The sequence below is a fragment of the Solimonas fluminis genome (assembly GCF_002930645.1).
GTDB lineage: Bacteria > Pseudomonadota > Gammaproteobacteria > Nevskiales > Nevskiaceae > Solimonas_A > Solimonas_A fluminis.
In genome coordinates, this window is record NZ_PSNW01000001.1 from 581,640 (window position 1) to 595,438 (window position 13,799).

The 13,799-nt window shown below is 68.7% G+C and carries 13 protein-coding genes; 3 read left to right on the forward strand and 10 right to left on the reverse strand.

Annotated elements, in window-relative coordinates; all coding sequences use genetic code 11:
* Both C3942_RS02690 and mfd read left to right on the forward strand, forming a co-directional pair.
* On the forward strand, nt 1-246 hold the full coding sequence (locus C3942_RS02690) for a hypothetical protein (protein WP_104228778.1): 246 nt from the start codon (nt 1-3) through the stop codon (nt 244-246).
* A gap of 67 nt (nt 247-313) precedes the next feature.
* Entirely contained in the window at nt 314-3,655 is a 3,342-nt protein-coding gene (gene mfd, locus C3942_RS02695; protein WP_104228779.1) for a transcription-repair coupling factor, read from the forward strand.
* A 47-nt stretch (nt 3,656-3,702) separates the two neighbouring features.
* On the opposite strand, the gene C3942_RS02700 is transcribed toward mfd, so the two are convergent.
* Nucleotides 3,703-4,683 carry an NAD(P)H-dependent flavin oxidoreductase gene (locus tag C3942_RS02700; RefSeq protein WP_104228780.1) on the reverse strand — a complete coding sequence of 327 codons (981 nt, stop codon included), beginning with the start codon at nt 4,681-4,683 and terminating at the stop codon, nt 3,703-3,705.
* An 89-nt stretch (nt 4,684-4,772) separates the two neighbouring features.
* Between C3942_RS02700 and C3942_RS02705 the strand changes: the two genes are divergently transcribed.
* Nucleotides 4,773-5,369 (forward strand): PadR family transcriptional regulator, encoded by a 597-nt coding sequence (locus C3942_RS02705; protein WP_104228781.1) that lies wholly within the window; start codon nt 4,773-4,775, stop codon nt 5,367-5,369.
* Here the strand turns inward: C3942_RS02705 and C3942_RS02710 are convergent.
* From C3942_RS02710 to cysM, 9 genes are all read right to left on the reverse strand, one after another.
* A complete protein-coding gene (locus C3942_RS02710; RefSeq protein WP_104228782.1) occupies nt 5,366-7,480 on the reverse strand; it encodes a bifunctional diguanylate cyclase/phosphodiesterase in 2,115 nt (704 codons plus the stop codon). The two genes, C3942_RS02705 and C3942_RS02710, sit on opposite strands and share 4 nt — an antisense overlap.
* Nucleotides 7,481-7,561: 81 nt before the next feature.
* On the reverse strand, nt 7,562-8,305 hold the full coding sequence (locus C3942_RS02715; RefSeq protein ID WP_104228783.1) for an S-methyl-5'-thioinosine phosphorylase: 744 nt from the start codon (nt 8,303-8,305) through the stop codon (nt 7,562-7,564).
* Nucleotides 8,306-8,863, reverse strand: coding sequence for a hypoxanthine-guanine phosphoribosyltransferase (locus C3942_RS02720; RefSeq protein ID WP_104228784.1), 558 nt, complete (start codon nt 8,861-8,863; stop codon nt 8,306-8,308). It lies immediately after the preceding gene.
* Nucleotides 8,860-9,843, reverse strand: a complete 984-nt coding sequence (gene nagZ, locus C3942_RS02725; protein ID WP_243393492.1) for a beta-N-acetylhexosaminidase — start codon at nt 9,841-9,843, stop codon at nt 8,860-8,862. Before nagZ ends, C3942_RS02720 begins: the two co-directional genes overlap by 4 nt.
* Nucleotides 9,827-10,303, reverse strand: a complete 477-nt coding sequence (locus tag C3942_RS02730; protein WP_104228786.1) for a L,D-transpeptidase — start codon at nt 10,301-10,303, stop codon at nt 9,827-9,829. Before C3942_RS02730 ends, nagZ begins: the two co-directional genes overlap by 17 nt.
* Nucleotides 10,287-10,772, reverse strand: a complete 486-nt coding sequence (locus C3942_RS02735; protein ID WP_104228787.1) for a CYTH domain-containing protein — start codon at nt 10,770-10,772, stop codon at nt 10,287-10,289. Before C3942_RS02735 ends, C3942_RS02730 begins: the two co-directional genes overlap by 17 nt.
* A gap of 1 nt (nt 10,773) precedes the next feature.
* A complete protein-coding gene (gene rlmD, locus C3942_RS02740; RefSeq protein ID WP_104228788.1) occupies nt 10,774-12,093 on the reverse strand; it encodes a 23S rRNA (uracil(1939)-C(5))-methyltransferase RlmD in 1,320 nt (439 codons plus the stop codon).
* A 5-nt stretch (nt 12,094-12,098) separates the two neighbouring features.
* A complete protein-coding gene (locus tag C3942_RS02745) occupies nt 12,099-12,878 on the reverse strand; it encodes a 3'-5' exonuclease (protein WP_104228789.1) in 780 nt (259 codons plus the stop codon).
* A gap of 16 nt (nt 12,879-12,894) precedes the next feature.
* Nucleotides 12,895-13,785 carry a cysteine synthase CysM gene (gene cysM, locus C3942_RS02750; RefSeq protein ID WP_104228790.1) on the reverse strand — a complete coding sequence of 297 codons (891 nt, stop codon included), beginning with the start codon at nt 13,783-13,785 and terminating at the stop codon, nt 12,895-12,897.
* Nucleotides 13,786-13,799 lie beyond the last annotated feature (14 nt).

Sequence of the window (13,799 nt, forward strand, 5' to 3'; positions counted from 1 at the left end):
ATGAACACCTATGCCCTGTTCGAGTTCGCGGTGATCGGCGGCGCCCTGCTGCTGAGCTTGTGGACCGTGCTGGGCAAGCTGGCACCCCACTGGCGGGCCACCCTGGTGGCCCGCCTGCGCGGCCAGCCGGCCCCCAAGGCCGGCTCGACCGGCGGCTGCGGCAGCTGCAACAGCTGCGGCAGCTGCGACACGCCCAAGCCCGAGCCCCGGAAGGACGCGCCGATACGGTTCCACCGGGGCGCCTAGGCGGCGCGGCTGCCGATGCCGGAGCCCGCGTGAGATAATTGGCGGCTCTGTCTGTCGAACCGCTGCCATGTCCGCCGAATCGTCCCTCCCCGCCCCCCTCTCCGGCGCCGCCCAGGCGCTCGCAGCCGTGGAGCTGGCGCTGGCGCACGAAGGCCCCGTGGTGGTCCTGGCCGGCAACGAGCAGCAGGCGCACCGGCTGGAGGAGGACCTGCGCTTCTTCCTGGCCGGCCGGCTGCCGCTGCTGCACCTACCGGATACCGAGGTCCTGCCCTACGACCAGTTCTCGCCGCACCAGGAGATCCTGTCGGACCGCCTGCGCGCACTGGCCCGGTTGCCGCAGCTGCAGCGCGGCATCCTGCTGGCGACCGCCGATGCCCTGATCCATCGCCTGCCGCCGCGTGACTGGCTGTCCGGGCGCAGCTTCCAGCTCGGGGTGGGCGACAAGCTGGACCCGCACGCCTTCCGCGAGCGCCTGGTGGCCGCCGGCTACCAGTCCGTGTCCGAGGTGCAGACCCAGGGCGAGTTCGCCGTGCGCGGCGCGCTGGTGGACCTGTTTCCCATGGGCAGCAGCTCCGCCTTCCGCATCGACCTGTTCGACGACGAGATCGAGACGATCCGCAGCTTCGATCCGGAAACCCAGCGCAGCCTCGACAAGGTGGAGGACATCCGCCTGCTGCCGGCGCGCGAATTCCCGACCGACCGCGAGGGAATCGAGACCTTCCGCCGCCGCTACCGCGAGTACTTCCCGGGCGACCCGGCCCGCTCGCAGATCTATGCCGAGGTCAGCCGCAAGCTGATGCCCGGCGGCATCGAGTCCTACCTGCCGCTGTTCTTCAACCAGACCCACGGCCTGCTCGATTACCTGCCGCCCAGCGCGATCCTGATGCCGGTGGCGGACCTGGAGCAGGCGCTGCAGACCGACTGGCAGCAGATCGAGGAGCGCTACGAGCGCTACCGCGGCGACATCGAGCGCCCGCTGATGAAGCCAGCGGACCTGTACCGGGAGCCGGCGCAGGCGCTGCGCGAGATGGCGCTGTATGAAACCCGGCGCCCCGATCTCGACGCCTCCGCCCCCCCGGCCGGTGTGGAGGACCTGCGTGCCTGGCTCAGGCAGACCACCGCGCGCGTGCTGTTCGTGGCCGAATCGCCGGGCCGCCGCGAAGCGGTGCTGGCCTGGCTCAAGCCGCTGGGCCTGCAGACCCGCGAGTACAAGGACTGGGCCGAGTTCACCACCGACGGCAAGCGCTACGGCATCGTGCTCGGCCCGCTGCAGGACAGCTTCCGCTATGCCGCCGGCAGCGTGGCCGTGGTGTCCGAGTCGCAGCTGTTCGGCAACCGAGCACCGACCCAGACCCGCCGAAGCCGCAGCAAGATACGCGACCCCGAGACGATCCTGCGCGATCTCTCGACGCTGTCCATCGGTTCGCCGGTGGTCCATGTGCAGCACGGCGTGGGACGCTACCGGGGGCTCGAGAAACTCGATGCCGGCGGCATCGTCGCCGAGTACCTGCTGCTGGAGTACGCCGACGGCAAGCGCTACGTCCCGGTGGGTTCGCTGAACCTGATCCACCGCTATACCGGCAGCGAGGACGACAAGGCCCCGCTTCATGCCCTGGGTTCGGAACGCTGGGCCAAGGCCCAGGCCAAGGCGCGCGAGAAGGCGGCGGACGTGGCCGCCGAACTGCTGCAGATCCAGGCACGCCGTGCCGCCAAGCCGGGCCTGGCGCTGGATTTCGACGAGGAAGAGTACGCGCGCTTCTGCGACAGCTTCCCCTTCACGCCGACGCAGGACCAGCAGAAGGCCATCGACGCCGTGCTGGACGACTTGCGCAGCGAAAAGACCATGGACCGCGTCGTCTGCGGCGACGTCGGCTTCGGCAAGACCGAGGTGGCGCTGCGCGCCTGCTTCGCTGCTGCACGGGCCGGCCGCCAGGTCTGCATGCTGGCGCCCACCACGCTGCTGGCCGAGCAGCACGCCAAGAACTTCGCCGACCGCTTCGCCGGCTGGCCGATCCGCGTCGGCAGCCTGTCGCGCATGCGCACCGCCAGGGAGCAGACGGCGATGCTCAAGGAGCTGGAAAGCGGCGCGCTGGATATCGTCATCGGCACCCACCGCCTGCTGCAGCCCGACGTGAAGTTCAGGAACCTGGGCCTGGTCGTGGTGGACGAGGAACACCGCTTCGGCGTGCGCCACAAGGAGGCGCTGAAGAACCTGCGCGCCGAGGTGGATCTGCTGACGCTGACCGCGACGCCGATCCCGCGCACGCTCAACATGTCGCTGGCCGGCCTGCGCGACCTGTCCATCATCGCCACGCCGCCGCCCTCGCGCATCGCCATCAAGACCGCGGTGCACGAGTGGAACAACACCCTGGTCTACGAGGCCTGCCTGCGCGAGCTGCGCCGCGGCGGCCAGATCTACATCCTGCACAACGAGGTCAAGGACATCGAGCCGTTCTCGCGCAGCATCCAGGAACTGGTGCCCGAGGGCCGCGTGCGCTATGCCCACGGCCAGATGCGTGAGCGCGAGCTGGAGCAGGTGATGCTGGATTTCTACCACCAGCGCTTCAACATCCTGGTGGCGACCACGATCATCGAGTCCGGCATCGACGTGCCCACCGCCAATACCATCGTGATTGACCGTGCCGACACTTTGGGCCTGGCGCAGCTGCACCAGCTGCGCGGCCGCGTCGGCCGCTCGCACCACCGCGCCTACGCCTACCTGATGGTGCCGTCCAAGCGCGCGCTGTCCACCGACGCGCAGAAGCGCCTGGACGCCATCGAGACCCTGGGCGACCTGGGCTCGGGCTTCGCCCTGGCGACGCACGACCTGGAGATCCGCGGTGCCGGCGAACTGCTGGGCGAGGACCAGACCGGCCAGATCGAGGAAGTGGGCTTCACGATGTACGCCGAGCTGCTGGCCCGCGCGGTCAAGGCGATCAAATCCGGCAGGATCGACGACAGCCCCTTCGGCCGCTCCGACTGCGAGGTGGACCTGGGCGCCTCGGCCCTGATCCCCGACGACTACATCCCCGACGTGCACGCGCGCCTGACGTTGTACAAGCGCATCGCGGAAGCCGGCACCGACGCCGAACTGGACGAGTTGAAGGTGGAGATGATCGACCGCTTCGGCCTGCTGCCGCCGGCGGCGGAGCGCCTGTTCGATGCGACGCGCCTGCGCATCGCCGCGCAGGCGCTGGGCCTGTCGAAGCTGCGTGCCGGGGCGCGCTCCGCGGCCTTCGACTTCGGCCCGCAGACCACGATCGACCCGGTGAAGATGATCCGGCTGATCCAGACCCAGCCCAAGTACTGGAAGCTGGAAGGACAGAAGCGCCTGCACTGGTACACGAACCTGGAGAAGGTCGAGGAGCGGGCGGAGATGCTGCTGAAGGCGATGGGGAGCCTTCGCTAGCGGTTTTTGTCCCCTCTCCCGCGAGCGGGAGAGGGGAAGATCAGGGCTCAGTTCACCGCAAGCCTTTCGCGCGCGCCGCGATACTCCGCCTTCAGCCGATTGACCAGCGTCTCCACCGTCTCGATCTGCTTCACGGCGCCGATGCCCTGGCCGCAGCCCCAGATGTCCTTCCAGGCCTTCTTGCCGACGTCGCCGATCTCGCCGCTGGCGGCGGCACCGAAGTCCATGTCGGAGGCACTGCCCTTTTCCAGGGCGTCCGGATTCAGGCCGGCATTGACGATGGAGGGGCGCAGGTAGTTGCCGTGCACGCCGGTGAAGAGGTTGGAGTAGACGATGTCGTCCGCGCCGCAGTCGACGATCATCTGCTTGTAGCGCGCGTCGGCATTGGCCTCCTGCGTCGCGATCAGTGCCGAGCCCATGTACGCCAGGTCCGCGCCCATCGCCTGCGCGGCGAGGATGGCGTTGCCGTTGGCGATGGAGCCCGACAGCAGCAGCGGGCCGTCGAACCACTCGCGGATCTCCTGGATCAGCGCGAAGGGCGACAGCGTGCCGGCATGGCCGCCGGCACCGGCCGCCACGGCGATCAGGCCGTCCGCACCCTTCTCGATGGCCTTCTTCGCGAAGAAATTGTTGATGATGTCGTGCAGCACGATGCCGCCGTAGGAATGCACGGCCTGGTTGACCTCGGGCCGGGCACCCAGCGAGGTGATGACCACCGGCACCTTGTACTTCACGCAGACCTCCAGGTCATGCTCCAGGCGCGCATTGGACTTGTGGACGATCTGGTTGACGGCATAGGGCGCCGCCGGCGTGTCCGGGTTGGCCTGGTTCCAGGCATCCAGCTCCTCGTTGATGCGCTTGAGCCAGACCTCGAGCTGGTCGGCGGGGCGCGCATTCAGCGCCGGGAAGGAGCCGATGATGCCGGCCTTGCACTGGGCAATGACCAGGTCCGGATTGGACACGATGAACAGGGGGGCGCCGACGACGGGCAGACGCAGGCGGTTCTTCAATTGGACAGGCAGGGCCATGACTCACTCCATATGCAAGATATTGCATATCCTTGCACAGACGAGGATCATATGCAACATATTGCATATCAGTCCAAGCGGAGCCCGCCATGTCGCTGAAGAACGCCATCCTCGTGCTGCTCGAGGGCAAGCCCGGCACCGGCTACGATCTTGCCCAGCGCTTCCGCGGCGGCATCGGCCAGTTCTGGTCCGCCTCCCACCAGCAGATCTACCAGGAGCTGAAAGCCCTGGGCCAGGATGGCCTGGTGGAGTTCGAGTTGCAGGAGCAGGCCTCCCGGCCCGACCGCAAGCACTACCGCATCACCGCCGAGGGCCGCGCGGCGCTGAAGGCCTGGCTGGAGGGTCCCTGGAAGCCCGAGCGGATCAGCAGTGCGATCCTCCTGCGGCTGTATGCGGCGAACCTGGCGGACTCCGCCCCCGTGCTGGAGGAACTGGACCGGAATCTGGCGCAGTTCCGCGACAAGCTGGCGGAATACCTGCAGCAGGAGTCCTCGCACCTTGCCCGCAGCGGCCGCTCCAGCCTGCGGCAGGCACTGGTCTACGTCTCGCTGCGCTTCGGCATCCGCAACCTGCAGAGCTGGATCATGCTGCTGGCCGAGGTGCGGGCCCTGCTCACGCAGGGGCGGGTACCGGAGCGGCCCGCACTGGACGAGCTGGGGCCCGCCGGCGGCGCGGGCAGGCCCTAGGACGCAATCAGCTCGTCGAAGGGCCGCGCCACCGAGATCGCATGGCCCTGTACCCAGTCCACGCCGATGCCGCGCAGGGCTTCGACCAGGCTGTGGTCCTCGACATGCTCGGCAATGGTCTTCAGCCCCATGTCATGACCGATGCGGTTGATGGCTTCGACCATGCCGCGGTCGAGGCGGTTGGCCTGCATGGACCGCACGAAGCTGCCGTCGATCTTGATGTAGTGCACCGGCAGGTTGCGCAGGTACGAGAACGACGCCATGCCCGAGCCGAAGTCGTCCAGGGCGAAGCGGCAGCCCAGCCCGGCCAGGCGCTCGATGAAGGCGCGCGCCTCGCTGAGGTGCGAGATCGCCGCGGTCTCGGTGATCTCGAAGCAGAGTTGCTCGGGCCTGACGCCCGACTCGTGGATCCGCTCCACGACGTAGTCCAGGAAGCGGCGGTCGCCCAGCGACAGGCCGGAGATATTGATGGCGTAGATGACCTCGTCATGGCGCCAGGCGATGCCTTCCAGCGCCGCGTTGACCACCCAGCGATCCAGGGCGCTCATCATGTAGTAGCGCTCGGCGGCGGCGATGAACTCCGCCGGCGGCTGAATCTCGCCGCGGTCGCCGCGAATGCGCAGCAGCAGTTCGCGGTATACCACCTCGCCCAGGGCATCGCTGCGCACCACGTCCTCGTAGTAGAGGCTGAACTGGTTGTGGTCCAGGGCGCGGTTGATGCGCGCCACCATGCTCATCTGGTTGTAGCGCCGCGCGGCCTCGTCGTTGTCTTCCGCCAGGCGCACGCGGTTGCGGCCGTCCTCCTTGGCGGCGTGGCAGGCGGCATCGGCCAGCGACAACGCACGGGAGCTGTCGGGCGTGCGCGCATTGATCGTCACGGCGCCCATGCTGGCCGTGGTGACGAAGCTCTGGCCTTCCCAGACGAAGCGGTTGTTGCGGGCGGCCTCGAGCAGCCCCTCCAGCAGCGGCATGCCCTCGGACACCCTGATGTCTTCCAGCAGCACGCCGAACTCGTCGCCACCCAGGCGCGCCAGCGCATCCTCGGGGCGCAGCGAGGCGCGGAATACCCCGGCGATCTGCCGCAGCATCTCATCGCCGGCAAAATGGCCATGCACGTCGTTGACCACCTTGAACTGGTCCAGGTCGATGTAGCACAGCAGGTGTTCGTCGCCGCCGTTGCGTGAGCGCGCCAGCGCCAGGTTGACGCGGCGCTCGAACTCGTCGCGGTTCAGCAGGCCGGTAATGGGATCGTGCGTGCTGCGGTAAGCCAACTCCTCCGACAGCAGGCTCATGCGCGTGTAGTCCTCGAACACCACGACCGCGCCGCTGATGCCGCCATCGGCGCGCAGCAGGGCCCCTGCCGAACAGCGCAGGTTGAGGCGGCGCCCGTCGCGGGTCAGCGATTGGTGCTCCGAGGAGATTCGCGCGGCACCGCCCTGCAGGCAGAGGCGCACGGGATTGCGCGAGGGGGCGTCGGGCGGGGACAGCAGCCGGAGCACACGCTCGTGCGACTGCCCCAGCGCACGCGCGCGAGGCCAGCCGGTGAGCTCTTCCGCCCGCTCGTTCATCCCGACGACCAGGCCATGCTCGTCGGTCTCGATCACGCCTTCGCGCATCAGGGCCAGTCCGATGGCACTGTAGCCGGCTTGTCCGCCGCCCGTCGCGGCCAGGGTCGACTCGCCGCGCCGCTCGTGCAGTTCCGCCACGATGCAGCCGGCATCGGGCGCCGGCCGCGTCAGGACCAGCCGGTGCGGCCGCGTCAGGGATCCCAGTTGCAGGCGCACGTCCAGTTCGCTGCGGCTGTCCACCTGCAGCGTGGAGGCCGCCAGGATCGGGTCGCGGTCGCTGAAGTCGAACAACTCCTCCAGCTTGCGCCCCTGTGGCGGCAGTTCAGGCACGCCCAGCAGGGCCGACATGGCATCGTTGACGCAAAGAATGCGGCGATCGGTATCCAGCAGGGCGGCCGGCAGGGCCGACAGGCGAAAGGCCGACAGGAAGAAGGAACCCAGGCGCTCGGAGTAGCTGCCTGCGCCGCCCGCCAGCCGCAGTTCCCCCCGGTCACCGGCAGCGGCGGCCCGGACGAAGGCAGGGTTTCGGCTATGGGGCGGCATGGAACGGGGCGCGGGACTCCTGCAGGTCACAGGAGGATAGCTCAGTACGACGATGGACGGGCGCCCGAACCGGGGCCGCCGTCACAACCGCGGCAGAGATTCGGCCAGGACCGCGCGCACCCGGCCCATGCCGGTCTCGATGGACTGGTGGATTTCCGCGTGGATGTCCCCCAAACCCATGACGCCGGCGGCCCAGTTGACCGATACCGCCAGGCAGGCGTAGTCCAGCTTCAGTTCGCGCGCCAGCGCCGCCTCGGGCATGCCGGTCATGCCGACCATGTCGCAGCCGTCACGCTGCATGCGGCGGATCTCCGCGGAGGACTCCAGCCGCGGCCCCTGGGTGACGCCATGGATGCCGGCGCCCATCGCGACGCCGGCCCGGCCGGCGGCCTCGATGAGGGCTTGGCGCAGGCGCTCCGAGTAGGGCTCCGTGAATTCGACATGCTCCAGGCCCGAACCCTCGCGCCCGTCGGAGTAGGTGTGCTCGCGGCCCCAGGTGTAGTCGACGATGTCCTGCGGCACCGCCACGGCGCCCGGCTCGAACCAGGGCGCGATGGCGCCCACCGCCGCGATGGCGACGATGCTCTGCACCCCGGCCTCGCGCAGGGCCCAGAGGTTGGCGCGGTAGTTGATGGCATGCGGCGGCAGCTTGTGGCCCTCGCCATGGCGCGCCAGGAAGATCGCGCGGGTACCGTAGACCCGGCCCTCCAGCAGCGGCGCGCTGGGCGCGCCGTAGGGCGTGGTCAGCTCGATGCGGCGCTCGATTTCCAGGCCCGGCCACTGGTTCATGCCGGTACCGCCGATCACGGCGATCTTCGTCGTCATTTACATGCCTCGCACAGCATAGATGGCGGGCAGCTGCCGCCAGTATTCCTTGTAGTCCATGCCGCAGCCGAAGACATAGCGGTCCACCAGCTGCAGGCCGATGAACTCGGCGTGCGCTTCGGGCGCGCGCCGATCATGGATCTTCTCCGCCAGCACCGCCACCTTGAGGCTGGCCGGCCGGAACTCCGCCAGCGCCTTGCGGATGGCGACCAGCGTGTGGCCTTCGTCGAGGATGTCGTCGATCACCAGCACGTGGCGGCCCTTGAGCTCGCGGTCCGGCTGGCGCTTCCACAGCAGCCCCCCGCCGGCGGTGGCGCCGCGGTAGCGGGTGGCATGGAGGTAGTCGATCTCGAAGGCGAAATCGAGACGCTGGGTGATCTCCGAGGTGGCGTGCAGGCCGCCGATCATCACGCACAGGATCAGCGGATTCCTGCCGATGTACTCCTCGCGGATGCGCTCGGCCAGACGGTCATAGGCCAGGCGAACGGCTGCCGCGTCGTGCAGGCAGTCGGCCTCGGCGAGGACCTGGTTGGCGTGCTCGGCAGCGGCGTCGCTCACTTCGGCTCCTTGCGGTAGAGCTTCTTCAGGCGGTCGCTGCCGGCCTTGGAGGGCTTCACGTCCTTCAGGGCATCCAGCAGGGCAACGGCGGCGGCGCGGTCATTGCAGACCGGCAGCATGTCGCAGCCGGCCGCCAGCGCCAGGCGCGCGCGTTCCTCCATGCTGCCGACGGCGGCGGCTCCGTTCATCGACAGGTCGTCGCAGAACAGGGCGCCATCGAAGCCCAGTTCCTTGCGCAGGATGGTTTCGATCCACTTGACCGACAGCGAGGCCGGCGTCTGGTCGACGGCCGGGTAGCGGATGTGCGCCATCATCAGCGACTCCACACCCTCGTCGATGAGGCGCCTGAAGGGCACCAGGTCGGTCGCGCGGATTTCCTCCTCGCTGCGGCGGTCCACCGGCAGCTCCAGGTGCGAATCCGCCGCGACGGCGCCATGGCCGGGAAAGTGCTTGCCGGTGGCCGCCAGGCCCAGCTCGTTCAGGCCGCTGCGGAAGGCACTGGCCAGGCGCACGATGGTCTCGGTGTCCTGCGAGAAGGCGCGGTCGCCGATGATCGTGCTGACCCCGCAATCACGGTCCAGCACCGGGGCGAAGCACAGGTCGATGCCATAAGCCGAGAGCTCGCGGGCAATCGTCAACCCCTGCTCGCGCGCGTCCACGCAGGCGCGCTCGGCATCTTCGGTGAACAGCTTGCCGAGCGAACCCATCGCCGGGATGCGCGAGAAGCCCACGCGGAAACGCTGCACGCGCCCGCCTTCATGGTCCACTGCCAGCAGCAGGCGCGGCGACTTCTTGATGGCGAGGATGTCGTCGCAGAGCGCCTTGAGCTGCTCCGGATCCCGGTAGTTGCGCGTGAACAGGATGACGCCGCCAACCAGCGGGTGCGACAGCACCTCGCGGTCTTCGGCAGTCAGTTCCTGGCCGGGCACGTCGAGCATCAGCGGGCCGATGAGGGCGGATTTCTTACTCGTGGATTTCAACTTCGGTACCTGCGGGAACAAGATCGAACAGTTCGATGACGTCTTCATTGCGCATGCGCACGCAACCGTGCGAGCCGGGCTTGCCCAGCTCGGTCACCGGCGGCGTGCCATGCAGGTAGATGTAGCGGCGGAAGGTGTCGACGCAGCCCAGCCGGTTGCGGCCAGGCTCGCGGCCGCTGAGCCAGAGGATGCGGGTCAGCATCCAGTCGCGCTTGGGCTGGCGCTGGTGGCCTTCCGGGGTCCAGAACTCCCCGGTATGGCGGCGGGCCACGAAGACGGCATTGGCCGGCTTGCCGGCACCGATCTTGGCGCGCACGACGTGACGGCCGCGCGGGGTGCAGCCGCTGCCCTGGATCTCGCCGGGACCGTTGGCGCCGGTGGAGACGGCGTATTCCTTCAGCAAGCGTCCGCCGTCGAGCAGCCGCAGGCGCTGGCGCGTCAGGTCAATGTCGATCTTCATCGGGCCAGGTCCGCCAGGGATGCAGGGCAAGATGATGATTGTAGTAGCGCCGGTCCTCGGTCAACTCGCGGCCCAGCCAGGCGGGCCGCTCGAAGGGCTGGTCGATGCTGTCGAGTTCGATCTCCGCCACCACCAGGCCGGCGTTGTCGTTGATGAACTCGTCGACCTCCCAGGTCAGGCCGTCGATCTCGATGTAGTGGCGCGTCTTCTCCAGGCGCCCGATGCAAAGGTTGTCCAGCATCTCGCGCGCCTGCGCGGCGGGGATATCGTATTCGTACTCGGCGCGGGCGGCACCCACCACGGCGGCCTTGATGTTGAGCTTGGCGTCCTCGCCTTCCAGGCGCACGCGCACCGAGGCCTTGCCGCCCTCGCCCGCCAGGTAGCCCTGGCGCATGGCCAGCGAGCGATTCACCTGGGCGCGCCAGGCATCGCTTACCACACGGAACTTGCGCTCGATCTCCATCGCCATTTCAGAGCTCGAAGAGGGCCATGCTCTCGACATGGCTGGTATGCGGGAACATGTCCATCACGCCGGCCCGGGTCAGGCGGTAGCCGTACTCGTGCACCAGGGTGCCGGCATCGCGCGCGAGCGTGCCCGGGTGGCAGGATACGTAGACGATGCGCGAGGGCTTGCGGCCGGCCACCGCCGGCAGGATTTCCTTGGCGCCGGCACGCGGCGGATCCAGCAGCACCTTGTCGAAGGGCTGCTGCAGCCAGTCGACGCTCGCCTCGGTCCTGAACAGGTCGGCCTTCTCGAAGCGGATGCCGGTGATGCCGTTGCGCTCCGCGTTCTCGCGGGCGCGCTGCACCAGCTTGGCCTCGCCCTCGGCGGCGATCACGCGGGCACCGGCACGGGCCAGCGGCAGCGAGAAGTTGCCCAGGCCGCAGAACAGCTCCAGCACGCGCTCGCCCGGCTGGATCTCCAGCCAGTCGACGGCCTGGCGCACGGCCTGCTGGCTGATGCCGCCGTTGACCTGGATGAAGTCGGAGGGCTCGAAGCGCAGGCGCAGGTCGGACCCGTCGGGGGAGTACTCCAGCGGCGGCGCTGTGGGGTCCAGCGGCGTGATGGTGTCGGGGCCGCCGGACTGCAGGTAGACCTCGAAACCCTCGGCCTTGCCGAAGGCGGCGAGCTTCGCGCGGTCCTGTTCGGTCGGCGGCTGCAGCACGCGGAACACCAGGGCCACGTGCTCGCCGCAGGCCAGCTCGATCTGCGGCAGCTTGTCGGCGATGGAGAGCGTATCCATCACGCGGCCGATGTCGCGCAGCTTCAGGCCCACGCGCGGCTCCAGCACGGCGCAGGATTCCAGCATCGACATGAAATTGCTGTTGCGCTCCCGGAAGCCCACGCGCACGCCCCCCTTGGTCGGAAGGCGCTTGGCGCCCAGCCGTGCGCGGCGGCGATAACCCCAGACCGGCCCGCGGACCGGCGGCATCACCGCCTCCGGCATGACCTTGCCGATGCGCTGCAGCCCGTCGAGCATCTGCTTCTGCTTGAACTCGATCTGGCGGTCGGCGGCGAGATGCTGCATGGAACAGCCGCCGCAGGTGCCGAAGTGGGCGCAGCCCGGATCGACGCGGTCCGGCGAAGCGCGGTCCACGCGCGTCACCTGTCCCTCGTCGGCGTCGCGGGAGACCGCGGTGTAGCGGAACTGCACCAGCTCGCCCGGCAGGGCATCGGCGATGAAGGTGGCCTTGCCGTTGACGCGCGCGAAGCCGCGGCCTTCGTGGTCCAGGTCGATGATCTCGGCGGCGTGATCGCCGGCGGGGAGTTGCTTCTTGCGGTGTGCCATCAGACTCAGCCCGGGCTCCAGGCTTCCAGGAATTCTTTCCAGTGTGCCGCGGGACTGGCGCGCAGGAACTCGCGGACCTTCTCGATCTCCTGCGTCAGCCCCGGCTTGTCCAGCAGCCCGCGCATGAACTGGAAGCGCAGGTAGACCAGCCAGGTGTTGAGCACGTCGGTTTCGCAGTAGGCGCGGATGTCCGGCAGCTTGCCGGCACGGAAGGCGCCGAAGACCATCGACCCGTCCATGCCCAGCTTGCCGGGCAGGCCCAGCAGCAGGGCGATCTCGTGCAGCGGCGCATTCTGGCGGCCGGTGTACATCGCCAGCACGTCCATCAGGTCGGTATGGCGGAACTGATAGCGGCCGATGTAGTTGTCCCACTTCGCCTCGCGGTCGAAGTGCCCGGTATCCCAGTAGCGCGGCGCCTGCACGCCGTGGACCAGGGCCCGGTAGTGCAGCACCGGCAGGTCGAAGCCGCCGCCGTTCCAGGACACGATCACCGGCCGGTACTTTTCGATGCCGTCGAAGAAGCGCCGCACCAGTTCGGCCTCGTCGCTGGACTCCTCTCCCAGCGACCAGCAGCGGAAACCCTCGCCCTGGCGCAGCGCCACCGAGATGGCGACGATGCGCTGCAGGTGCGCCGGCTGGAAGTCCGTGCCCTTGGCGGCCAGGCGCAGCGTACTCATGGCCGCGGCCACCTCGCCGTCGTTCATGCCCTCCAGGCCATGGATGCGGCGGCCGCCCTCGAGGTCAGGGACGGTTTCGATGTCGAAGACCAGGACCGGGGGGGTCATGGGGACACCCGCGCGGTCAAGACGGAAACACGCCGGTGGAGATGTAGCGGTCGCCTCGGTCGCAGACGATGCTGACGACCACGGCATTCTCGACCTCGCGGCAGATCTGCAGGGCGGCCCACAGGGCGCCGCCGCTGCTGGGGCCGCAGAACAGTCCTTCGAGGCGCCCCATGTCGCGCATGGTGTCCTCCGCATTGGCCGCGCTGACCTCGATCACCCGGTCCACGCGGCTGCGGTCGAAGATCGTCGGCAGGTAGGCCTCGGGCCACTTGCGGATGCCGGGGATGGAACTCTCGCCGTCGGGCTGCACCCCGATCACCTGGATCGCCGGGTTCTTCTCCTTGAAGAAGCGCGAGCAGCCCATGATGGTGCCGGTGGTGCCCATCGACGAAACGAAGTGCGTGATGCGCCCGCCGGTGGCCTGCCAGATTTCCGGTGCCGTGCCCTCGTAGTGCGCGCGCGGGTTGTCCGGGTTGCCGAACTGGTCCAGCACCTTGCCCTTGCCGGCCGCCTGCATCTCCAGCGCCAGGTCGCGGGCGCCTTCCATGCCCTGCTGCTGGGTCACCAGGATCAGCTCGGCCCCGAAGGCCTTCATGACGGCCCGGCGCTCCACCGACAGGTGCTCCGGCATGATCAGCACCATGCGGTAGCCCTTCACCGCCGCCGCCATCGCCAGGGCGATGCCGGTATTGCCGGAGGTGGCCTCGATCAGGGTGTCGCCGGGCTTGATCTCGCCGCGCTCCTCGGCGCGCCGGATCATCGAATACGCCGGGCGGTCCTTGACCGAGCCGGCCGGGTTGTTGCCCTCCAGCTTCACCAGCAAGGTATTGTTGCCGGTACCGGGCATGCGCCGGAGCTGGGCAAGCGGGGTATTGCCGATAAAATCGGCGAGCGAGGGGAAGTTCATGGCGTCTATTCTAA

Bases quoted from the DNA above. Each gene is read 5' to 3' on its own strand.
- C3942_RS02690 (WP_104228778.1), top strand. From the start codon at position 1: ATGAACACCTATGCCCTGTTCGAGTTCGCGGTGATCGGCGGCGCCCTG.
- mfd (WP_104228779.1), top strand. From the start codon at position 314: ATGTCCGCCGAATCGTCCCTCCCCGCCCCCCTCTCCGGCGCCGCCCAG.
- C3942_RS02700 (WP_104228780.1), bottom strand. From the start codon at position 4,683: ATGGCCCTGCCTGTCCAATTGAAGAACCGCCTGCGTCTGCCCGTCGTC.
- C3942_RS02705 (WP_104228781.1), top strand. From the start codon at position 4,773: ATGTCGCTGAAGAACGCCATCCTCGTGCTGCTCGAGGGCAAGCCCGGC.
- C3942_RS02710 (WP_104228782.1), bottom strand. From the start codon at position 7,480: ATGCCGCCCCATAGCCGAAACCCTGCCTTCGTCCGGGCCGCCGCTGCC.
- C3942_RS02715 (WP_104228783.1), bottom strand. From the start codon at position 8,305: ATGACGACGAAGATCGCCGTGATCGGCGGTACCGGCATGAACCAGTGG.
- C3942_RS02730 (WP_104228786.1), bottom strand. From the start codon at position 10,303: ATGAAGATCGACATTGACCTGACGCGCCAGCGCCTGCGGCTGCTCGAC.
- C3942_RS02735 (WP_104228787.1), bottom strand. From the start codon at position 10,772: ATGGCGATGGAGATCGAGCGCAAGTTCCGTGTGGTAAGCGATGCCTGG.
- rlmD (WP_104228788.1), bottom strand. From the start codon at position 12,093: ATGGCACACCGCAAGAAGCAACTCCCCGCCGGCGATCACGCCGCCGAG.
- C3942_RS02745 (WP_104228789.1), bottom strand. From the start codon at position 12,878: ATGACCCCCCCGGTCCTGGTCTTCGACATCGAAACCGTCCCTGACCTC.
- cysM (WP_104228790.1), bottom strand. From the start codon at position 13,785: ATGAACTTCCCCTCGCTCGCCGATTTTATCGGCAATACCCCGCTTGCC.